Source organism: Sphaerisporangium krabiense (assembly GCF_014200435.1).
Classification (GTDB): domain Bacteria; phylum Actinomycetota; class Actinomycetes; order Streptosporangiales; family Streptosporangiaceae; genus Sphaerisporangium; species Sphaerisporangium krabiense.
Map to the genome: position 1 here is coordinate 1,335,584 of NZ_JACHBR010000001.1, position 21,837 is coordinate 1,357,420.

Consider the following 21,837-nt stretch of genomic DNA (forward strand, 5'->3'; position numbering starts at 1 on the left):
TCAGACCTGCCGCCAGCGGAGGGGGACGTCGCGGCCGGCGGTGACGATGAGTCCGGCATGGGCGGTGAACGTGCCGCCCGGCACCGCTTCCGCCTGGACCTCCCATCCGGGCTCGTCCCTTCCGGTCCCCGTCTCTTGGATCTCGGGCGGGGGAAGCCGGGTCAGCAGGCGACTCTCGGAGTCCAGGGCGAAGAGCCTGCCGTTCATCCCCCCGAGGGCGACGGCGCCCGCCGACGAGCCGGCAGGCTCCCAGCCGTCGCCGCCGAAGGGCTGCCGCCACAACTCGCCGGAGGACGTGGCGACCCAGAACGTGCAGTCGGCCACGGCCAGGCCGATCGCGGACTCGGGCGCGGCGCCGACCTCGCGCCATCCCTGCTCGCCGTGGTGCAGGAGCCGCCCGTCATGCGTGACGCCGTACAGGCCGGCGGCGAGGCCGCCCGCGGCCTCGCGCGGGACGGCCAGCCCGCACACGCCCTCGGCGAGGCCGACGGGCCGCCAGGGCACGTTCTGACCGCACAGCTCCCGGGCCACCAGCGTCCCGTCCCCGCTCACCGCGTACAGCGTCCGGCCGAGCACCGCGAGCGCCCGCAGGTCGGCCAGCGGGCCGATCACGTCCCAGCGCCCGCCGCCGGGGGCCGACAGCCGGTCGATCACGTTGCGGGTGATCTGGTCGACGACGGGATCGCGCAGGCCGTTGCCCCAGTTCACGGTCGCCGCGGTGAAGACGGTCCCGAGACCGCTGGTGAACACGCCCATGGTCGCCATGCCGCCCTGTCCGTAGGCGCTCCAGTGCCGCAGGTCCGCGGTGGCGAGGATGACGAACGACGGCGGGGTGCCGTCCCTGCCGGTCGCCCGGGGGATTCCGCCGACCTCCTCGAACTCGGCGGCGTCGGTCTCGTAGCCCAGGCACCCCTGGCCGAACTTGTCGCCGTCGGTCAGCCCCGTCCCCTCGAACACCCAGTGCGCCGCGAACCGCGTCGTGTACGACTCCTCCAGCATGCGCGGCATGTGCGCCCCCCAGGCTCCGGCGCCCGCGCGGAAGCTCACCCCCGTCAGCGTGTTCTCCGGGCGGTTCACCGGCGCGGCCGACCACTCGACGGTCGTCTGGCGGGGGTCGGTTGCGGCCATGGGATCGGACATCGCGTCGCGGTGGCACACGATGGTGCGGCCGCCGTCTTCCAGCCTGATCTGCCACCAGCACGTGTTGCCGGAGAAGAACGCGACGTTGCCGCCCCGCCGGACGAACTCCTCCACGGAATCGCGCATCCCCAGCGACCAGTACTCGTCATGCCCGTTGACGATCAGCAGCCGGTGCGAGGACAGCAGGTCGAGGCCGTCGTGCAGGTCGAGGTTGGAGCAGTACGCCACGTCGTGGCCGCCGCGGCGCAGCCAGCGCATCAGGCCCTCCTCCCAGCGTTCGGGGGGAAACCCGCTGCCGGGCCGGTCGAAGGTCACCCGCGTGGCCCGCGTGGGAGACTCGGTCCAGTAGAGACCCTGCCCCGGCTCCCCCGCCCTGTTGTACGCCTGCCAGGTGGTGAAGGGGACGCTCAGCAGCATGGGAGAGCTGGGCACGGCCTGCCGCACCACGAAGTAGACCTCGTTGTCCGGGCATGGCGCGCTCCCGGGCAGCCCGAACGGCCACGGCTCCTCCGGCCCGAAGCGCGCCCGGTAGAGCGAGCTGCGCCAGCCGGCGGGAATGTCCAGCTCCCACCCGGGCGCGGAGGCGGATCCCTCGAACACCACCCGGTCGTCGATCGCGTCGGTCACCACCACGGGCGCCGGGCGGTCGAGGACGAAGCCGAGCGAGGTCCCTTGCACGCAGGATGTCGAGGTGGCGTAGGCGCGAACGGTCATCGGACGGCCGCCTCGACGAGAAGACCCTCCAGTTCCAGCAGACAACGCTCCATGTCGGGCCGGGACAGATATCGGGTGTCGGCGGTGAGCGAGACGCCCTCCGTGGTGAGGTGGACGCAGAACCGGCAGTTCAGCTTGTCCTGGCTCATCGGCCAGGTCACGGAGCTCCGCGCCAGCGCCGCCGTGATCTCGGCCGGCTCGCACCGGGCGGGGCCCGGGTCGGCGAAGCGCATGTCGTTGAAGCAGCAGTACGGCTGGATCGGCTCCCCGCGTTCGGCGCCCGCCGACGCGGTGACGCGGTTCCGGTCGGCGGGGTCGTGGTAGGCGCTGCGGTAGGCGCGCAGCGCGGCCGGCCTGGCGGCCCGCAGCAGGTCGGCGAAGGACGTCCCTTGGCGGTCGAGCGTGAACAGCCCCTCCTGCGACATCGTGGCGACGATGTCCGTCGTGTCGCGCCGGAACCTGTTGGCCGAGATCGGCAACACCGCGCACGTCTCGTGACCGGTGAACCGGCCGACCAGCTCGGCCGTGGCCGTGAGCAGCACGGTCGAGGTCGAGGCGTTGTGCGCGGCGGCGATCGAGCGGACGGCGAGCTCCAGGGCCGGGGAGCTCAGCAGCGCCCGCCACACGGGCGGTTCGGCCGGAGAGTCGCTCGGCACGGAGAACATCGTCGGCGGGATCCGCCGGAATTCGCGCTCCCAGTGCGCCGCCGCCGTCTCCGCCGCCCGCCGCCCTTCCGGACCGGCCTGCCAGCGCGCGAGATCGAGCGGCTGAGAGGCGTCGGGCCGCCGGATGTCACCCCTGAGCAAGAGCAGCCGCAGGTCGCGCAGCGCGACGTCCGCGCCGAAACCGTCGGCGGCCAGATGGCAGAAGACCAGCACCACATGGGAGACCCGGTCACCGTCGAGGACCAGCGCCACCCGCAGGGGCCATTCGCCGACGTAGTCGAACGGCCGCGCCTCCAGCTCGCGCATCACCCGCTCGGGATCCTCGGTGGTGACCATGACCGGCAGCCGCCCGTTCTCCTCCAGCCGCTGGTACGGCTCGGCCTGCCCGTACGGCTCGGCCAGCCTGGTGCGGAGCGCGCCGTGCCGCGCCACCAGGGCGGCCAGCGCCGTGCGCACCTCGGCGACGGTGCGGGAGCCCGGCACCTTCAGCACCTGGCCGAAGTTGAAGTAGTGATCGTCGGGGGCCGTCCGCACGATCGCCTCCCAGATGGCCCGCTGGCCCCAGGTGAGCGGCGCGTGGCCGGAGCCGGGACCGGCGAACTCGACGTGCGTCATCCGGTCGGTGGCGTTCATCGGGACGCCAGGTGCCCGGCCAGCCGGTCGAGATCGTCCAGCATGCTCATGCCGTCCTCGCTCAGATCGAACTCCACGCCGAACTCCGACTCGATCGCGTCGATCAGCCGCAGCGTCATGATCGACGTGACGCCCAGGGCCGACAGCGGCACGTTCGCGGCCAGCACCTCCTCCGCGGTGACGGCGCCGTCGGACGACTCCGCGACGAGCTCCGCCAGCCTCTTCTTGATCATCTCAGCTCCTTGGCGAGGCGTTCCGCCTCCTCTTCCGACATCTGGTCGAGCTCGGCGATCAGAAGTTCCTCGACCGCCCGTGCCAGCCCACCGACCGTGGGGTGGGTGAACAGCGTGCGGATGGGCAGCTCCAGACCGGTCGCGTCGCGCAGCCGGGCGACGATCCGTACGGCGAGCAGCGAGTGGCCGCCGAGCGAGAAGAAGTCGTCGTGGACCCCGGCCTTCTCGACGCCGAGCATCTCGCCGAAGACCTCGGCCACCAGTTCCTCGGCGTCGGTGCCGGGTGCGACGTACGCCTCCTGGTGCGCCTGCGGGGTGGGCAGCGCGGCCCGGTCCACCTTCCCGCTCCGCGTCAGCGGCAGCCGGTCGACCCGGGCCCAGGCGGTCGGCACCATGTACGGCGGAAGCGCGGCGCCGGCGAACTCCGCCAGTTCGGTGAAGTCGGCGGACCCGGTGACGTAGCCGGCCAGCGTGTCGCCGATCGCGACGACCGCCGCCTCGCCCACCTCGGGATGGGCCAGCAGGCGCGCCTCGATCTCGCCCGGTTCGATACGGAACCCGCGTACCTTCACCTGCTCGTCGAGGCGACCCAGGAACTCCAGCCGCCCGTCGGGCCGCCACCGCGCCCGATCACCGGTCCGGTAGACGCGCTCGCCGCGGAAGTCGGCGAACCGTTCGGCGGTGAGCTCGGGACGGCCGAGGTAGCCGCGGGCCACACCGTCCCCACCGACGCACAGCTCTCCTGCGGCGCCGCGGGGAGCGAGCCGCCCGGCCGCGTCCAGAACGTAGACGCGCGTGCCTCCGATGGGCCTGCCGATCGGCGGACGCCCGGGGGCGCCGTCCAGCTCGGCGAGCGTGGCGATGATCGTCGCCTCTGTCGGGCCGTAGGTGTTGACCAGCCGGACCCGGTCGCCGAACCGCTCACGCCAGCGGCGCACCGCGGCCTCGTGTACCTGTTCCCCGCCCAGGATGACCAGCCGCAGCCCGGCCGGCCAGGCGATCGAGTCGATCTGGTCGACCAGGTGGTGCCAGTAGGCGGTGGGGAGATCCAGGACGGTGACGCCGTCGAGGTGGTCGGTGAGCGTCACCGCGCCGTCCGGCAGGAGTGCCAGGCGGGCGCCGGCGGCCAGCGTCGGATAGATCTCCTCGGCGTGCGTGTCGAAGCCGAGCGAGGCGAACTGCACGACCCGGTCCCCCGGCCCGAGGCCGTACTCCCGGACCATCCAGGCGACCCTGGCCGCGAGGTTGCGGTGCTCCACGACGACGCCCTTCGGCGTCCCGGTCGAGCCGGACGTGTAGATGACGTACGCCGCGGCGTCGCCGGTGACCGGCACGGGCTCGGGCGCGCTCCCGGGGACGGCCTGCGACGTGTACGCCACCGGGACGCCCGGCGGCAGCCCGCCGGCCAGGTCGGCGGAGGTCAGGACGAGCGCGGCGGCGCTGTCGTCGAGCATGAACGCCAGCCGCTCGGCCGGATGTCCGGGGTCGAGCGGCAGGTAGGCCGCCCCGGCGCGCCAGACCGCGAGCAGCGCGGCGATGGAGTCCGGCGTCCTGCCGAGGAGGACGCCCACGACGTCACCGGGGCGGGCGCCGCGTGCCTGGAGCAGCGCGGCCAGCTCGCCGGCGCGCGCGTCCAGCTCGCCGTAGGTCAGCTCGCCCACCGCGCGGGAGTCCCGGTGCGCGCGTACGGCCGAGGCCACCAGCTCGGGGACCCGCGGCTCGGCCGCGACGTCGGGCCCGCGGCCGAGCTCCAGCAGGCGGGCGTCTTCCGCCGCGGTGGTCAGCCGCGGCGGAGCGGCGAAGTCCTGCCGCAGCACACCCTCCAGCCGGGCCGCCATCGCCTCGATGGTGCCGTGGTCGAACAGCGTGGCGTCGTAGGAGAGCACGACGAGCAACTCGCGCTCGTCCTGCCACGCCTCCAGCATCAGGTCGAACTTGACCTGCTCGAAGCCGTGCGCGAACGGCTCGGCCACCAGCCCGGAGAAGGCGGCCGGGGGGGCGCCGGTGTCCTGGTTGTGCAGGATCGCCATCGTCTGGAAGGCGGGGACGCGCAGCCGTTCGAACGGGATGCCCTGATGCTCGAACGCCGACAGGACCGCGTCGCGGGTCCGCTCCAGCGACTCTGCGAAACTCGGCCGGCCGGTCGCGACGGGAGCCGCGGCGGACGGGTCCGGGCGGATCAGCAGGACGTCGGCCAGGTAGCCGACCGTCTTCTCGGCCTCGACCCAGTCCCTGCCGGAGGCGACGGTGGCGATCGTGATGTCGCTCTGCCCGCTCTGGGCGGCGAGGACCGCCTGATAGGCGGTCAGCAACGTCATGAACAGCGTCGCGCCGTGTTCCCTGCCCTGCTCGACCAGCCGCGCCACGTCCTCGGCGGGGAGCCGGAACGTGTGGAAGCCGCCCTTTCTGGCGGGAGGCGAGGTGGGCGGCCTGTCGGTCGGCAGGTCGAGCTGCGGTGCGCCGGCCAGCCGCTCGCCCCAGTAGGCGACGAGTTCGTCCTGGTTCCGCTCGCGCTGCCATCGGGCGATGTCGCCGAACTGCAGCGGCACCGGGTCGAGCCGTTCGCCGGAGTAGAGCCGGCCCAGTTCGTCCAGCATGACGTTCAGCGACCAGCCGTCGCCCAGGATGTGGTGGAGGACCACGCACAGGACGTGGTCCTCGGGGGAGAGCTCGATCAGCGTCACGTGCAGCGGCGGCCGGGAGGCCAGGTCGAACGGCGCGTTCGTGCGCTCGGCGACCAGCGCCTCCGCGTGCGCGACGCCGGCGGCGGCGAGCGCCTCCACGGGCACGGGCCCTGGCGGCTCGACCACCGCGAGCGGGACGCCGTCCTCCTCCGGGAACCTCGTGCGCAGGCTCTCGTGCCTGGCGACCAGCGCGGCCAGGGCTCGTTCCAGGGCGACCGCGTCCAGCGGGCCGCGCAACCGCCGGACCAGCCACATGTTGTACGACGCGTCGTCAGGGTCGAGCCGGTGCAGGAACCAGAGCCGTTCCTGGCCGGGCGAGAGCGGCGCGGGCTCTCCCGCCGGGCGGGGGCGCGGCCCGCCGCGGTCCCCCGCGGCGGCTCGGTCTCCCGTGCCGCCCCGGTCCCCCGCGGCGGTCTGGTCGAGCAGCTCGGCCAGCGCCGCGACGGTCGAGCGGGTGAACAGCTCGCGCACCGGGATCCGTACCGGCAGCCTGGCGGTGACCATGGTGGCCAGCAGCGAATGGCCGCCGAGCGCGAAGAAGTCGTCGTCCGCCCGCACGTCCGCCGCGCCGAGCACCTCGGCGAACACGCCGGCCACCAGCCGTTCGGCGTCGGTGCGCGGCGGGACGCCCGCGGACCTGGCGACCTGAGGATGCGGCAGCGCCTTCCTGTCGACCTTGCCGTTCGGGGTGAGCGGCAGCGCGTCGAGCGCCACGACGGTCGCGGGGACCATGTAGCCGGGCAGCTGCCCGGCGACGTGCCGCCGGAGGTCGAGGACGTCGGGGATGTCAGGGACGTCGGGGACGACGAAGGCCGCGAGCAGGTCGTCGCGTACGGCGACCACGGCCTGGCGGACGGCCGGATGCGCTTCGAGCACGGCCTCGATCTCGCCGAGCTCGATCCGGTGCCCGCGCAGCTTGACCTGGTTGTCCGTGCGGCCGATGAACTCCAGCGTGCCGTCCGCCGACCATCTGACGACGTCGCCGGTGCGGTAGACCCGCTCGCCGCCGTGCCGTACGAACCGCTCCGCGGTGAGGTCCGGACGGCCGTGGTAGCCGTCCGCGACGCCGGCGCCGCCGATCAGCAGCTCACCGGGCACGCCGATCGGGACCGTGGCGCCTTCCTCGTCGACCACGTGGACGGTGGTGTTCGCGATCGGGCGGCCGATGGTCACCCGATCGGGCCGCTCGGGCACCTCCCAGGCGGTCGACCAGATCGTGGTCTCGGTCGGGCCGTACATGTTGACGAGCCTGCGTACCCGCGCCCGCAGCTCGGCGGCGAGCGCGAGCGGGAGGGGCTCGCCGCCGGCGAGGGCGACGACCGGCGGGAGGTCGCCCGCGAGCAGCACCCGCCAGCCCGACGGGGTGGCCTGGACGTGGGTCACGCCCGTGCCGGCGATCAGCCGGGCGAGGGCCGCGCCGTCGCGTGCCGTCTCCGCGCCGGCGACGACCACCCGGCCGCCGGTGACCAGCGGCAGGTAGAGCTCCAGCGCGGAGATGTCGAACGACAGCGAGGTGAGCGCGAGCCAGACGTCCGAGGGCTCCGAGCCGACGAGGTCGCGCATGGCGAGCAGGAAGTTGGTGAGCGCGCGGTGCGGCACCACCACCCCCTTCGGCCGTCCCGTGGAGCCGGAGGTGTAGAGCACGTAGGCGGTGTCGCCGGGTGAGGGGCGCTCGACCGGGGCCACGCCGGTCGGGTCCTCGCCCGAGAGGAGGTCGTCGAGGTCGGCGTCGGTGAGGACGAGGGACGCGCCCGAGTCCTCGATCACGTACGCGACGCGGGCCGCCGGGTAGTCGGGGTCCACCGGCAGGTAGGCCGCCCCCGACATCGCGACGCCGAGCAGCGCGACGATCATCGCCGGGCCGCGCGACACGCGCACCGCGACCACGGAACCGCGCCCGGCGCCCTGGTCGCGCAGCCGGGCCGCCAGCTCCGCCGCCCGTGCGGCCAGCTCGCGGTAGGTCAGCTCCCGGCGGATCCCGGGTGCGTCCTCGGAGACCACCGCGACCGCGTCGGGCCCGGCGGCCACCCTGTCGAGCACCAGGTCGACCAGGGTGAGCGGCGGCAGCTCGGCCGCGGTGTCGTTCCACGCGGCGAGCCTGGCCCGCTCGCGCCCGGTGAGCAGGTCGAGCCGTCCCACGGGCAGCGAGGGGTCGGCGACGGCCGAGGCGAGCAGCACGAGGTAGCGCTCCGTCAACAGCTCGACCGTCTCGCGGTCGAACAGCTCCTCGCTGTAGATGGCGACGCCGAGCACGCCGCCGTCGTCCTCCGCGTACAGGTCGAGCGACAGGTCGACCCTGGCGGGGTGCCAGCCGAGCGGGAACGGCTCGGCGGCCAGGCCCGGCACCGGATCGGCGACGTCGCCGTGGGTGTGCAGCGCGAACATGGTCTGGAACAGCGGTGTCCTGCTCGGGTCGCGTTCCACGCCGAGCACGCCGATCAGCCGCTCGAACGACACGTCCCGATGGGTGAGCGCGGCGAGGACCGCCCGGCGGGTGCGGCGGAGCAGTTCGGCGAAGGTCGGCGAACCGGACAGGTCACATCGGAGCACCATGGTCGTCGACAGGTAGCCGATCATCTGTTCCAGCTCGGTGCTGTCGCGGCCGGCCGAGGGGGTCCCCACGCAGAAGTCCGCCTGCCCGCTGTGCCGGGACAGCAGCGCCTGGTAGGCCGCGAGCTGCACCATGTACGGCGTGCAGCGCGCCTGCCGGGCCGCCTCCGCCACCTTGGCGGCCAGCTCGGGCGGGATGCGGAAACGCACCTCCCCGCCCACCGTGCCCCGCGTGGCCGGACGCACCCGGTCGGCGGGGAGCTCAAGGACGGGCGCCCCGGCCAGCCGCGACACCCACCAGTCCAGCTCCGCGGCGTCGTCGCGGGCGAGCACGTGGTCGCCGTACTGCGGCGGGAGCGCCTCGGGGAGCGCCCGGCCCGCGTAGTGGTCGGCCACCTCGGTCCTGAGCACGTTGAGCGACCAGCCGTCGCCGTTGATGTGGTGCAGCACGACGCACAGCACGTGGTCGGCCGGGCCGAGGCGGACCAGCGTGACCCGGAAGGGCGGCCGCTCGGCGAGGTCGAACGCGGCGTTGGTGCGGGCGCGGACGATCCGCCTGGCCTCGTCCTCCGAGTCCGCCGTGACCTGCTCGATCGTCACCGGGGCCGGCGGCTCCACGACGGCCGCCGGCCGTCCGTCGACCTGGACGAAGCGTGTGCGCAGCGCGCCGTGCCTGGCCGTGACCGCGCTGAAGGCGGCTTCGAGGGCCGGGATGTCGAGCTCTCCGCGCAGCCGGTACGCGTAGACGGTGTTGTACGAGGGGTCGTCGGGATCGAGTTGGTTCAAGAACCAGAGTCGTTCCTGGCCACGGGACAGCGGACCTGTCTTCACGTGCCTTCCCCCGGCAGGTGTTGTTTTGGAAAGATTATTAACTGTTTTCGGGTTGGCCGCAGTGTTCCATGGATCTTCGGCCACCCGCAAGGCTTCGCCGGCGGCGGCGCAGGGCCGGGTCGGCGCGCGGAGGGTTGCCGCTTCGGCGGCCTCGTGCCAGACTGTCGCCCGCAATTTTTATAAGGAAAGTTTCCTATTAGAGGTCTCCGGTGGTCACGCGTACCCGCATGGCCGGGCGACCTCTGACCTGGGAATTCCCGTCCTGTTTATGTACACCGGCGTGCGCGTCCTGGCGACTTGCGGGGAGCCGATCATGAGCATGACTCTTCCCGGCCTGCTTCGAAAGCGGGCCGCCACCGATCCCGGCCAGGTGGCGATGACCGTCCACGGCTCAGGCTCGCTGACCTTCGGCGAGTGGGAACGCAGGTCGTCCGGCACGGCCCGCGCGCTGCGCGGCCGTGGGATCGGGCGCGGCGACCGGGTCGGCCTCGTGTTCGGCAACGGCGACTGGCTGGACTACGCGGTCGCGTTCCTCGGCGTGATCAGGGCGGGGGCGGTCGCCGTACCGCTCTCCGACCGCCTGGCCGGCGTGGACGTCGACGCGATGCTCGCGCACTGCGGCGCCACGGCGGTGCTGCGGCCGGGCGAGCTGCCGTACGCCGAGGGCGGCGAGGATCTCGAACCGGTGGCGCCCGGCGACCCGGCGCAGATCCTCTACACGTCCGGCACCACCGGCCGGCCCAAGGGGGTCGCCGCCACCCACGCGAACCTGGCCTACGGCTGCGGGGGCCGCCGTAGGCCGTTCACCCATTCCCGCCACCTCGCGCACGCCTTCCCCGTCGGCACCAACGCCGGCCAGTGGATGCTGGTCAACGCCGTGGACGCGCACCCCGAGGTGGTCACGCTGCCGCGTTTCACGCCCGGCAGGTTCGCCGCGCTGATCGAGCACTACCGGGCGGGCACGGTCTTCGTGGTCCCCGCCATGGCGATCGAGATGCTCGCCGCCGGGGTGCAGGCCAGGCACGACCTGTCGAGCGTGCTGCTACTCGGCTCGGCGGCGGCGCCGCTGCCCGCGCGGGTCGCGGGCGATCTCAGCGCCGCCTTCCCCAACGCGACGATCACGAACTACTACACCTCGACCGAGGCCGCGCCCGCGCAGACCGTGATGATCTACGATCCCGAGCGGCCGTCCAGCGTGGGCCGCCCGCTCTCCGGCGGGGCCGTCAGGATCGCCGCCGCGGACGGCGGGGCGCTGCCGCCCGGCACGACCGGCGAGGTGTGGATGCGGTCGCCGGCCGCCACCCGCGCCTACTACGGCGACGAGGCCGCCACCGGCGAGGTCTTCCGGGGAGGCTGGGTGCGCATGGGAGATCTCGGCTACCTGGACGGCGACGGCTACCTCTACCTGGTCGACCGCGAGAGCGACGTGATCAAGTCGGGGGCCTACAAGGTGTCGACGATCCATGTCGAGGAGGCCGTCCACCGGCACCCCGGCGTCGTGGAGGCGGCCGCCTTCGGGGTGCCGCACCCGACGCTCGGCAAGGCCGTCGCGGTCGCCGTCGTCGGGAGCGTCCCGCACGAAGAGCTGCGCATCTTCCTGAAGGACCTGCTGGCCCCGCACGAGCTTCCCTTACGGCTCATCACCCTCGACGCCCTGCCGCGCAACCACGGCGGCAAGGTCGACAAGCGCTCACTCCGAGAGGTCGCATCATGACGGAGGTCTCGTCCGCCCAGCATGGGATGTGGGTCACCGAGCGGATGGGAGTGGGGACGGCCTACCACATGCCGATCGTGATCCGCTTCGACGGCTCGCGCGCCCCCGATCCGGCCGTCCTGGCCAAGGCGTGCGCAGGCGTGGTCGAGCGGCATCCGCTGCTGGGCCGAGCCGTACGGGAGCACGACGGCGTGCCGCACCTGGTCCCCGCCACCCGGCCCCCGTCCATGGAGACGGGGGACTCGGTGGAGGAGGCCGTCAGACGGCCCTTCGACCTGGAGAACGGCCCGCTCGTCCGCTTCACGCTCGTCGGCGACACCCTCGTGATCGTCGCCCACCACCTGGTCTTCGACGGCGGGTCCAAGGACGTCCTGGTCGCCGACCTCGCCGCCTTCGCGGCCGGCGCCGTACCGCCGCCGCTCGAACCCGTCGACCACGCCGCCGGCCGGCGGGATCGGGTGGCCGCCTCGCTCGGCGCGGCTCGCGCGTTCTGGGCGGACAGGTGGCGCGAACCAGGCGACACCGTCGTACCGGGCGGGGCGCTCCGCTCCCGCGGAGGCGGCCCGGGGCGGCTGCTGGAGTTCACGCTCGACGTCCCCGAAGCACCCGGTCTGACGAGGTTCGAGGTGCTGCTGGCGGCGCTGCACGCGCTCCTCATGTCGTACGGCAACGCCGACGTCGTCACCGCGATCGACCTGTCGACCCGCACCGCCGAGTCGGAGGGACACATCGGCCCCTTCGTCAACGAACTTCCCGTCTTCTCGAGCCCGCCGCCCGACGCGCCGTTCGTCACGTTCGCCGCCGGGCTGCGCGCCGAGCTCAGGAGCCTCTACGCCTATCGCGAGGTCCCCCTGGCCAGGGCGGTCGCCGGGCTGAGACCGCACGCGGCGCTCGCTCCCGTCTCGGTCAGCTACCGGCGCGGTCCGGCGGCGTACGGCCGGGATTCGCGGGAGCGTCCGGCGGAAGCGTTCGGCCAGGTCGACTGGCTGGCGTTCAACCACGCGGTGCGGGGCGCCCTGCAGCTCCAGGTCCTCGACCGCCGTTCCCCCGGCGTGACGGCGCCGGGAATGACCGCCAGCCTCCGTTACGCCCCCGGCGAGCTGACCGATCCGGCCGGGTTCGCCGACGACCTCCGGGCGGTGCTGGCGGCGATCGCCCAGGATCCCGCCCGGCCCCTGGAGACGCTGCTGCCCCGGGAATCCGTGGTCGCCTCGCCCGTCCGCGCCGTACCGGCGCCTGCCGTACCGGAGGCGGAGGACACCGGCGCCGGCGTGGATCTCGACGATCCGCTGGCGGCCGAGATCCGCGCCATCTGGGAGGAGGTGCTCAAGCTCGCTCCCATCGAGCCGCACGACGACATCTTCGACCTCGGCGGCCACTCGCTGACCATCACGCAGATCATCGCCCGCATGCAGAAGCGGCTGGGCGTGGAGGTCGAGCTGGACGACTTCTTCGACAACCCGACGATCGCCGGCGTGCTCCAGGTGATCCGCCGATGACGCGGCCGTCCACGGCCCTGAAGGGCGAGACGTCCGATCCGGCCGTCTCCGCGCCGCAGGACGCCGATCTCTCGCTCATGCTGATGATCCGGGCGTTCGAGCTGAAGCTGCTCGACCTGTACGGCCGGGGTCTGCTCAACGGCACGACCCACACCTGTCTCGGGCAGGAGTACGTCCCGGTCGCCGTGGAGGCGCTGCTCGACCCGCGTGACCACGTGTTCAGCAACCACCGCGGGCACGGCCACTACCTGGCGCGCTTCCGCGACCCCGCCGGACTGCTCGCGGAGATCATGGGCCGGGAGGGGGCCGTCTGCGCGGGGGTCGGCGGCAGCCAGCACATCCACAGGGACCGCTTCCTGTCCACGGGAGTGCAGGGGGAGAGCCTGCCGGTCGCCGCGGGGGTCGCGCTGCACCTCAAGCGGTCCGAGCCCGGCCGCCTCGCCTGCGTCTACGTCGGGGACGGCACGTTCGGCGAGGGCGCGGTCTACGAGGCGTTCAACATCGCGTCGCTGTGGGGCCTGCCGCTGCTCGTCGTCGTCGAGAACAACGGCATCGCCCAGTCGACGCCCACGACCCGGCACCTGGCGGGGAGCATCGCGGGCCGGGCGGCGGCGTTCGGCATCGACCACCGCCTGGTCGAGACCTCCGACGTCACCGAGATCCGCCGGACGCTCGAACCCCTGGTGTCGCGGGTCCGTTCCCGCGCGACGCCTCTCGTCGTCGAGTTCGTCACCCGGCGCCTCGGACCGCACAGCAAGGGCGACGACACCCGGCCGGTCCGTGCCCTAGAGGAGATGCGCGAGCAGGACTGGTACGCGCGGTGCGCGGCGGCGTGCCCCGGCCGTTTCCCGCGGCTCGACGCGGAGGCTCGCGCGCACATCGACGCGGTCGCCGCGGAGGTCATGGCGCGGGGTCCGTCACAGTGGGAGGGGTCGTGAGGGTAGCGGAGAACCTGAACGCGGCGCTGGCCGCCCTGCTCGCGCGGGAGCCGAACCTCTACGTGCTGGGAGAGGACGTCGTCGATCCGTACGGCGGCGCCTTCAAGATCACTCGGGGCCTGTCCACGGACTTCCCCGATCGCGTCCTGTCGACCCCGATCAGCGAGAACGCCATCACCGGCGTCGCCGCGGGCCTCGCGCTGGCGGGAGACCTGGCGATCGTCGAGATCATGTTCGGCGACTTCGCCGCGCTCGCCTTCGACCAGTTGTTCAACTTCGCCTCGAAGTCGGTCTCCATGTACGGCTCCCGCCTGCCGATGCGCATGGTCGTCCGCTGCCCGGTCGGCGGCGGGCGCGGTTACGGGCCGACCCACAGCCAGAGCCCGCAGAAGCACTTCGTCGGCATCCCCGGGCTGGCCCTCTACGAGCTGTCGCCGTTCCACGACAACCTGGCCGTGTTCGAGGAGATGTTCGCCCGGGAGGAACCGTGCGTGTTCTTCGAGGACAAGGTGCTCTACACGCGCCGGATGGGCGCCGTGGAGCCGCCGTTCTCGGTGGAGATCTCCGGCGGCGTGGCCCGGGTTTCCCTCGACGGTCCCCCCGACTGCGTGATCATCGCCCCCGGCGGGGTGGCGCATCGGGCGCTGGCCGCGATGCGCTCGCTGCTGGTCGAGGAGGAGATCGCCTGCACGCTGCTGGTGCCGTCCAGGCTGTACCCGTTCGACCCGCCCGATCTCTTCGACGCGGCCGTCCGCGCGGCGCGCCGGGTGTTCGTCGTCGAGGAGAGCACCGCCGGGGGGACGTGGGGCGCCGAGGTGGCCCACCTCGTCCATCGGCGGCACTGGGGGCGCCTGGACCTGCCGGTCACGTTGATCCACTCTCCTGGCGGGGTCATTCCCACCGCGGCCCATCTCGAGCGGGCGGCCCTCGTGAACGAGTCCACGATCCACAGCACGATCAGGGGGACCCTCCGTGGCTGAGCTCCGCGTGCCGAAGCTGAACAACAACGACACCGAGTACCTCCTCGTCGAATGGCTCGCCGCCGACGGCGCGCGGGTCGCCGCGGACGACGCGGTCGTGCTGGTGGAGACGTCCAAGGCCACCGAGGAGCTCACCGCGGGCGCCTCCGGCTTCCTTCGTCACAGGCTCCGGCCGGGGGTCTGGTGCCACCCGGACGACGTGATCGCCTCGATCGACGGGACGGCGGAAGCCCCCGGCCCCGAGCCGGCGTCCCCGGACAGGGCGTCCCCGGTGACGGCTCAGCGGGACACCGCCGGCGACTCGGCGCCGCTCGTCACGGCCCCCGCGCAGGCGCTCATCGACGAGCTCGGCATCGACCTCGAACGGGTCAGGGCGCTCGGCGTCCCCGTCGTCCGGCGGGCCGACGTCGAACGCCTGGCCGCCACGCCTGACGCCGGTGGCGCCACGCCCGGCGCCACCAGCGGCGAGACCCCCGCCGCCGGGCGTGCCGAGCACCCGCTCTCGCGGGTGCAGCGGGCCGTGGCCAGGTCCGTCGAGCTGTCCCACCAGACCATCCCCGCCGCGTACGCCGTCGTGCGCATGGATCTCGGCCAGGCGCTGGAACACGCGCGGGCCACGACCAGGGAGATCCGCCGCCCCGTGGGGCTCGCGGAGGTGTTCGTCCAGGCCGTCGCGGGCCTGCACGAACGGTTCCCGCTGTTCTTCGCCACCGTCGACGGCACACGGGCGCTGCTGTCCGAAGCCCCGAACATCGGCGTCACCGTCGACGTCGGCGAGGGGCTGTACGTCCCCGTCGTCCACGACGCGGCCGGCCGTACGACGAAGGACATCGCGACGACCCTGATGAAGCACCGGCTCGCCGCCGCCACCGGCGAGTTCAAGGAGAGCGATCTGTCCGGCGCCAACATCGTCGTCACCCTGCACACCGAGCACGGCGTCGTCCTGGCGATCCCGTTCATCTTCCCCGGCACCGTCTGCGCGCTCGCCGTCGCCGGGCCGCGTGACGGAACCCTCGCGGACATCGGACTGGCCTACGACCACCGCCTGATCAACGGCAGGGACGCCGCCCTCTTCCTGAACGCGCTCAAAGCCGTCGTCGAAAGGCTCACCTGATGTCCGTGGCCGACCTGTCCGAGGCGAAGAAGGAACTGCTCAGACAACGGCTGCGGTCCAAGCAGGCCGATCGGTCCGGCCAGCCCGGCCAAGCCGACCCGGCGGATCGGGAGATCCCGCGCCGCCCCGAGGGCGCCGAGCCGCCGCTCGCCCCCGCCCAGGAACCGCTCTGGTTCATGGAGCACTTCACCCCGGGCACCGCCACCTACACGATCGCCATGGCCGTACGGCTGCGCGGGCCGCTCGACGCCGGCCGTCTCAGGGAGGCGCTGGCCAGGCTGCCCGAGCGGCACGAGAGCCTGCGGCACCGGTTTCCCGCGACGGACGAGGGGCTGGCCGCCGTACACGTCGTGGCCGAGGCGGAGGTGCCGTTGCGCGAGGCGTCGGCCGCGACGGACGAGGAGGCCGTCGCCCTGATCGACGCCGAGAGCGCGATCCCGTTCGACCTCGCGGAGGGGCCGCTGCTCAAGGCGCTGCTCGTGGCCGGGCTCGCGGACGAGGGCGGCCTGGGCGAGGAGGCCGGGGAGGAGCACGTTCTCGCGCTGTTCGTACACCACATCGTCGCCGACGGCCGGTCGGCCCAACTACTCATGCGCGATCTGCTGGCCCTCTACCGCGGAGAGGATCCGGCCGCGCCCCCCGTACGCTACGGCGACGTCGCGCTGTGGCAGCGCGGGCGCCGGCTCGACCGTGAGCTGGCCTACTGGCAGGGGGAACTGGCCGCGCTGCCGAGGGCGGACCTGCCCGTGGACCGGCCCCGGCCGCCACGCCAGTGCTTCGACGGAGCGTCGCACGTCCGCGAGCTCGGCCCCGAGCTGGTCGACCGGCTCACCGAGCTGGGCAGACGGCACGGCGCGACCAGGTTCATGACGATGCTGGCCGCGTTCCAGACGCTGATCGCGCGGTACTCGGGGCAGGACGACTTCGGGGTCGGGACTCCGGTGGCCGGGCGGACCCGGCCCGAGCTCGACGACGTGGTCGGCATGTTCGTCAACACGCTGGTGCTGCGCGCCCGGCTCGACGGCGACCCGAGCTTCACCGAGTTGCTGGCCCGCACCAGGGACACCGTGATCGAGGCGCTGGACCACCAGGAGCTGTCGTTCAGCCGGCTGGTCGACGCGCTCGGCGTGCCGCGCGACCCGAGCAGGCAGCCGCTGGTCGACACGTTGTTCTCGATGCACGACTTCGCCAACCGCAGCGACGACGGCGAGGTGTCGGACTTTCCCCTGCGCCCCGGCTCGGCCCGCCATGACCTGGAGCTCTATCTCGTCCCCACCCCCGGTGGCGGCCTGAGCTGCACGTTCACGTACAAGACCACGCTGTTCGACGCCGGCACGGTCGAGCGGATGGCCGCGCACCTGGAGGCGCTGGTACGGGCCGCCGTCGCCGAGCCCGACGTGCGGGTCAGCGATCTGCCGCTGCCGCTCGGGGACGACGCCGACCTGATCGCGACCTGGAACGACACCGCCGCTCCCTTCCCCGCCCACGGCACCCTGCACGGCCTGGTCGAGGAGCAGGTCGCGCGCACCCCCGACGCGACCGCCGTGACGTTCCAGGCCACGTCGGTGACGTACCGGGAGCTCGACGAGCGGGCCAACCAGGTGGCGCACCGGCTGATCGAACGAGGTGTGGGCACGGGCACCCTGGTCGCGATCTGCGCGGAACGCTCGATCGAGCTCGTCACCGCCCTGCTCGGCGTGCTCAAGACGGGCGCCGCGTACGTGCCGCTCGACCCGGACTACCCGGCCGACCGGCTCGCCTTCATGCTGGCGGACTCGGCCGCGCCCGTGGTGCTGGCCCAGAGTCATCTGGCCGACCGGCTGGGCGACGCCACGGTCCTCCTGCTGGACGGGCCCGCGGAGGCGGCGGACGTGCCCGTGACCTCCCCCGGGCCGGCGGGAGAGCCCGGCACGGCCGCTTACATGATCTACACCTCCGGTTCGACGGGCAGACCGAAGGGGGTGCCCAACAGCCACCGCGGCATCGTCAACCGGCTCGACTGGATGCAGAAGCGGTACGGCCTCACCTCCGGCGACGTGGTGCTGCAGAAGACCCCGGCCGGCTTCGACGTGTCGGTGTGGGAGTTCTTCTGGCCGCTGACGACCGGGGCCAGGCTGCTGCTGGCCGAGCCGGAAGGCCACCGCGACCCGGCCTACCTGTGCGATCTGATCCAAGCCGAGGGCGTGACCACCACGCACTTCGTGCCGTCGATGCTGGCGGTGTTCCTCGCGGAGGAGGGCGCGGCCGCCTGCGCCTCCCTGCGCCGCGTCATCTGCAGCGGTGAGGCGCTCCCGGTCGACCTGGCCGAACGCTGCCTGCGGACGATCCCGGCGGAGCTGCACAACCTGTACGGCCCGACCGAGGCCGCCATCGACGTGTCCTCCTTCGAGTGCACCCTCGACCGGCTCTCCGGACGCGTACGCGTGCCGATCGGCTCCCCCATCCAGAACATCACGCTGCACGTCCTCGACCGGCATCGCCGGCCGGTGCCCGTCGGGATGCCAGGCGAACTGCACATCGGCGGGGTCGGCGTCGCGCTCGGCTACCACGACCGGCCGGAACTGACCGCCGAACGGTTCTTCGACGGTCTCTACCGGACCAGCGACGCGGCCCGCTGGCTGCCCGACGGGACCATCGACTTCCTCGGCCGCCTCGACAACCAGGTCAAGCTGCGCGGGCTGCGCATCGAGCTGGGCGAGATCGAGGCGGCGCTGCGCGAGAAGGCGGGCGCCCGCGAGGCCGTCGTCATCGTGCGGGCCGACCGGCTCGTCGCCTACCTGGTCGGCGTTCCCGAGGAAGCCGCGCAGGCGGCCGCGATGCGGGCGGCCGTACGCGACATCCTGCCCGAGTACATGCTGCCGTCGCAGTTCGTCTTCCTGGACGCCCTGCCGCTCACCCCGAACGGCAAGCTCGACCGTGCGGCACTGCCCGCCCCGGCCGCCTCCGCCGGCGACACCGAGTACGCCGAGCCGACGACCGGCACCGAGACGGCGATCGCGGCCATCTGGGCGGAGGTCCTGGGAGTCGAACGGGTCGGCCTCGACGACGACTTCTTCGACCTCGGCGGCCACTCGATGCTCGCCATCCAGATCGTCGCCAAGCTCCGCAAGGCGGGCATCGGCCAGATCGGCCTGGTCGACGTGTTCTCCCACCGGACCGTGCGCGAGCTGGCCGCCTTCGCCGAGCGACCGGCCCCGGAGGGTCCGCGCCCCCTGCTCCAGCGCCTCACGCCGGCGAAGCGGACCGCCCGCCTCACCTACGTCTGCGTGCCGTACGGCTCGGGCAGCGCCGTCGTCTACCAGCCGCTCGCCGACGCGCTGCCCGGCGACCACGCCTTGTACGCCCTCGCCATCCCCGGCCACGACATCGGCCTGGACGAGGAGCCGATGGAGTTCCACGCCCTCGCGGCCCGCTGCGCCGAGGAGATCCTCGCGATCGAGGGCCCGATCGCGATCTACGGGCACTGCGGGGTCGGCGCGGCTCTCGCGGTCGAGCTGGCCCGGCGCGTCGAGGCGGCCGGCCGGGAGCTCGAGGCCCTCTACATCGGGGCGATCTTCCCGTTCGCCCGGCCACGCGGAGTGCTGGGCAGCCTGTCGAGGCTCGTGGGCGTCGATCGGCTGAGCCGCAGCCAGACCGACATCAACCGGCTCAAGGCTCGCGGGGTCGACCTGGACGAGCTCGACCCCGGCGTGGCCGACCGGATCATCCGGACGATGCGGCAGGATTCGAAGGCGGCCGAGAAGTTCTTCACCGAGCTGTTCGACTCCCCGGACCGGGGGCGGCTGCGCGCTCCGATCATCTCGGTGGTCGGCGAGCGCGACCCGGCGACCGACTTCTACGAGGAGCGCTACCGGGAGTGGGCCTTCCTCTCCGACACGAACGCGCTGGTGGTGCTGGACGAGGGCGGCCACTACTTCCTGCGCTACCGGGCCGCCGAGCTGGCCGAGATCCTGCGGACCCACCGTTCGCTGGACCGGCCCGCCCCGCACGAGCCGGACGACACGTGGTGGGTCCATGGCGTGAGCACGCCGGGGACGCCCGACGCCGACCCCGCCACCGAACCCGCCACCGAGCCCGCCGTCAGGCCCGGCATGACCCGGTTCCTCACCGTCGCCGCCGGCCAGCAGATCTCGATGATCGGGTCGGCCCTGACCGGATGGGCACTGCCGCTGACGATCCTCGTCGACTCCGGCTCGATCGCGCAGTTCTCCATCCTGGCCGTGCTCAACCTGGCCGGGCTGCTGATCTCGCCGCTGGCCGGGGCGATCGTCGACAGGGGCGACAGACGGCGGGTCATGCTCCTGTCCGACTTCGCCTGCGCGGGCATCCAGCTCGTGCTCGCCTGCCTGATCCTCTTCGGCGAGCTCCGGCTCTGGCAGGTCTACCTGCTGATCGTCGCGTTGTCGATCGCGACGAACTTCCAGCGCCTGGCGTACACGTCCGCCATTCCCCAGCTCGTGCCCAAGCGCTACCTCGGGCACGCGATGGGCGTCAGCCAGATGACCAACGGTGTCGCGCAGCTCGTCGTGCCGCTGATCGCCGCCGGGCTGCTCGCCTGGATCAAGCTGGGCGGGATCGTGATCATCGATGTGGCCAGCTACGCCTTCGCCATCGTCACCGTGCTGGCCGTCCGGTTCCCGAACACGCTCCCGTGGCGGCCGCGCGAACCGCTGAGCACCGAGATCCGCAAGGGCTTCGCCTACACCTGGAACGAACGCGGCCTGCGGGCGATGCTCGTCTTCTTCGCGGTGCTGAACATCTTCCTCTCCCCGCTCCTGCTGCTCGTCTCTCCCCTCGTCCTGTCCTTCGCCACGCTCACCGAGGTGAGCGTGATCTCCGTGGTGACCGGCCTCGGCGTGATGCTGGGCGGGCTGACGATGGCCATCTGGGGCGGGCCGGCCAAGTGGCGCTTCCGCGGGGTGCTCGCCTCGACGATGGCCATCGCGGCCGGCAGCGTGGTCACCGGCCTACGCCCGTCCCTGATCGTGATCGGTGTGGGCGCGTTCGCGCTGACGTACTTCCTGACCCTGATGAACGCGATGTACTCGACCATCGTGCAGATCAAGGTGCCCTACCGCTATCACGGCCGGGTCTTCGCGCTGAACACGCTCGTGGCCTGGTCGACCCTCCCGATCGGGATGGGACTCGTCGCCCCCCTGGGCGCCGCGCTGTTCGACCCCATGCTCGCTCCCGGCGGGGCACTCGCCTCGACGGCCGGCGCGCTGATCGGCGTCGGCCCCGGACGCGGCATAGCGTTCCTGTACCTGGTGTGCGCGCTCGGCATGGCGGCCGTCGTGGCGGGCGCGCTACGCGTACGGCGCCTGTCCCGCTTCGACGCCGACATGCCCGACGCCCTGCCGGACGACCTCGTCGGCATGGAGACCATCCAGAAGCGCCGCGAGGCGAAGACGACCGCGGCCGCGTAGCGGCCAGGCCGGCAAGGCACGCTCGCGATGTGCCCACAGGAGTAACCGGACCAAGAGACCTCCGGGCAGCGCCACGCCGCTCGGAGGTCTCACGTTTCTCGTGCGAACCGACGAGGATGTCTCCCTCCAAGCGCCGGACCCGCCCCGCGAGAGCGACGCGGCTCCCTCACGCCTTCCGGAGCCCGGCGAACTGCAGGCCCGTGAACCCCGCCACCCCTGCCGCCTGGACGATCACGAAGGCCGCCCCCAGACCGGCCACCGGGAACCATCCGGCGATCAGCATCTCCACGCTCGCCGCCACCCAGGCCACGTTGACCACCATCACCGCGATCACCGCCGCCCTGTTCACCACCGGACGGGTGGCGACGTAGAGGAGGTCAGCGGCGAAGACGACCAGGAACGCGCCGACCGGCACGAGGAAGGCGGCAGGCAGGCCGAACATCGAGCCGGAGATCGCCGCGACGGCCAGGAGGGCGAGGCTGATGGCGCCCGACGCGATCGCGTCCAGCTTGAGCGCGAACCGCAGCAGCTTGGCCTCGGCGTCGGAGTTGACGGTAGTGGTGGGCGCGGTGGCGATGGCGGCCATGATCAGATCCTTTCGTGCGGGACGCTGTCGTCCCTGTGCCAACGAAATTACGCAGGGCGGCGCCGCGCCGAATCTGTCATCGTGACGGTAGTGCCCGGTCACGGTCACCCGCTCACACGGGGCGGCGGGC

At 72.8% G+C, this 21,837-nt stretch carries 11 protein-coding genes; 6 read left to right on the forward strand and 5 right to left on the reverse strand.

Annotated features, from left to right (window positions below; translation table 11 throughout):
* The 4 genes from BJ981_RS05795 to BJ981_RS05810 are packed head-to-tail and all read right to left on the reverse strand — an operon-like array spanning position 1 to position 9,534.
* Positions 1-1,854: a N,N-dimethylformamidase beta subunit family domain-containing protein gene (locus BJ981_RS05795; protein WP_184608739.1), complete on the reverse strand. Its 1,854-nt coding sequence runs from the start codon at positions 1,852-1,854 to the stop codon at positions 1-3.
* Positions 1,851-3,152, reverse strand: a complete 1,302-nt coding sequence (locus tag BJ981_RS05800) for a condensation domain-containing protein (RefSeq protein ID WP_184608741.1) — start codon at positions 3,150-3,152, stop codon at positions 1,851-1,853. Before BJ981_RS05800 ends, BJ981_RS05795 begins: the two co-directional genes overlap by 4 nt.
* On the reverse strand, positions 3,149-3,385 hold the full coding sequence (locus BJ981_RS05805; RefSeq protein WP_184608743.1) for an acyl carrier protein: 237 nt from the start codon (positions 3,383-3,385) through the stop codon (positions 3,149-3,151). The genes BJ981_RS05800 and BJ981_RS05805 overlap by 4 nt, the downstream gene beginning before the upstream one ends.
* Positions 3,382-9,534 (reverse strand): non-ribosomal peptide synthetase, encoded by a 6,153-nt coding sequence (locus BJ981_RS05810; protein WP_311745738.1) that lies wholly within the window; start codon positions 9,532-9,534, stop codon positions 3,382-3,384. The genes BJ981_RS05805 and BJ981_RS05810 overlap by 4 nt, the downstream gene beginning before the upstream one ends.
* Before the next feature lie 229 nt (positions 9,535-9,763).
* On the opposite strand from BJ981_RS05810, the gene BJ981_RS05815 reads away from it, so the two are divergent.
* The 6 genes from BJ981_RS05815 to BJ981_RS05840 are packed head-to-tail and all read left to right on the forward strand — an operon-like array spanning position 9,764 to position 21,121.
* The gene (locus BJ981_RS05815) at positions 9,764-11,164 is read left to right on the forward strand and encodes a class I adenylate-forming enzyme family protein (RefSeq protein WP_239139341.1); all 1,401 of its coding nucleotides are present in this window, start codon (positions 9,764-9,766) and stop codon (positions 11,162-11,164) included.
* On the forward strand, positions 11,161-12,663 hold the full coding sequence (locus tag BJ981_RS05820) for a condensation domain-containing protein (protein ID WP_184608750.1): 1,503 nt from the start codon (positions 11,161-11,163) through the stop codon (positions 12,661-12,663). The genes BJ981_RS05815 and BJ981_RS05820 overlap by 4 nt, the downstream gene beginning before the upstream one ends.
* Positions 12,660-13,601, forward strand: a complete 942-nt coding sequence (locus BJ981_RS05825) for a thiamine pyrophosphate-dependent dehydrogenase E1 component subunit alpha (protein ID WP_184608752.1) — start codon at positions 12,660-12,662, stop codon at positions 13,599-13,601. Before BJ981_RS05820 ends, BJ981_RS05825 begins: the two co-directional genes overlap by 4 nt.
* On the forward strand, positions 13,598-14,581 hold the full coding sequence (locus BJ981_RS05830) for an alpha-ketoacid dehydrogenase subunit beta (protein ID WP_184608754.1): 984 nt from the start codon (positions 13,598-13,600) through the stop codon (positions 14,579-14,581). The genes BJ981_RS05825 and BJ981_RS05830 overlap by 4 nt, the downstream gene beginning before the upstream one ends.
* Entirely contained in the window at positions 14,574-15,695 is a 1,122-nt protein-coding gene (locus tag BJ981_RS39040) for a 2-oxo acid dehydrogenase subunit E2 (protein ID WP_184608755.1), read from the forward strand. The genes BJ981_RS05830 and BJ981_RS39040 overlap by 8 nt, the downstream gene beginning before the upstream one ends.
* Positions 15,695-21,121 carry a non-ribosomal peptide synthetase/MFS transporter gene (locus BJ981_RS05840; RefSeq protein WP_184608757.1) on the forward strand — a complete coding sequence of 1,809 codons (5,427 nt, stop codon included), beginning with the start codon at positions 15,695-15,697 and terminating at the stop codon, positions 21,119-21,121. Before BJ981_RS39040 ends, BJ981_RS05840 begins: the two co-directional genes overlap by 1 nt.
* 166 nt (positions 21,122-21,287) lie before the next feature.
* On the opposite strand, the gene BJ981_RS05845 is transcribed toward BJ981_RS05840, so the two are convergent.
* Positions 21,288-21,707, reverse strand: coding sequence for a hypothetical protein (locus BJ981_RS05845; protein ID WP_184608759.1), 420 nt, complete (start codon positions 21,705-21,707; stop codon positions 21,288-21,290).
* Between the last annotated feature and the right edge of the window lie 130 nt (positions 21,708-21,837).

Excerpts from the sequence above, each read along its gene's own strand:
- BJ981_RS05795 (WP_184608739.1), bottom strand. The coding sequence starts at position 1,854 with ATGACCGTTCGCGCCTACGCCACCTCGACATCCTGCGTGCAAGGGACC.
- BJ981_RS05840 (WP_184608757.1), top strand. The coding sequence starts at position 15,695 with ATGTCCGTGGCCGACCTGTCCGAGGCGAAGAAGGAACTGCTCAGACAA.
- BJ981_RS05815 (WP_239139341.1), top strand. The coding sequence starts at position 9,764 with ATGAGCATGACTCTTCCCGGCCTGCTTCGAAAGCGGGCCGCCACCGAT.
- BJ981_RS05825 (WP_184608752.1), top strand. The coding sequence starts at position 12,660 with ATGACGCGGCCGTCCACGGCCCTGAAGGGCGAGACGTCCGATCCGGCC.
- BJ981_RS05820 (WP_184608750.1), top strand. The coding sequence starts at position 11,161 with ATGACGGAGGTCTCGTCCGCCCAGCATGGGATGTGGGTCACCGAGCGG.
- BJ981_RS05845 (WP_184608759.1), bottom strand. The coding sequence starts at position 21,707 with ATGGCCGCCATCGCCACCGCGCCCACCACTACCGTCAACTCCGACGCC.
- BJ981_RS05800 (WP_184608741.1), bottom strand. The coding sequence starts at position 3,152 with ATGAACGCCACCGACCGGATGACGCACGTCGAGTTCGCCGGTCCCGGC.
- BJ981_RS05805 (WP_184608743.1), bottom strand. The coding sequence starts at position 3,385 with ATGATCAAGAAGAGGCTGGCGGAGCTCGTCGCGGAGTCGTCCGACGGC.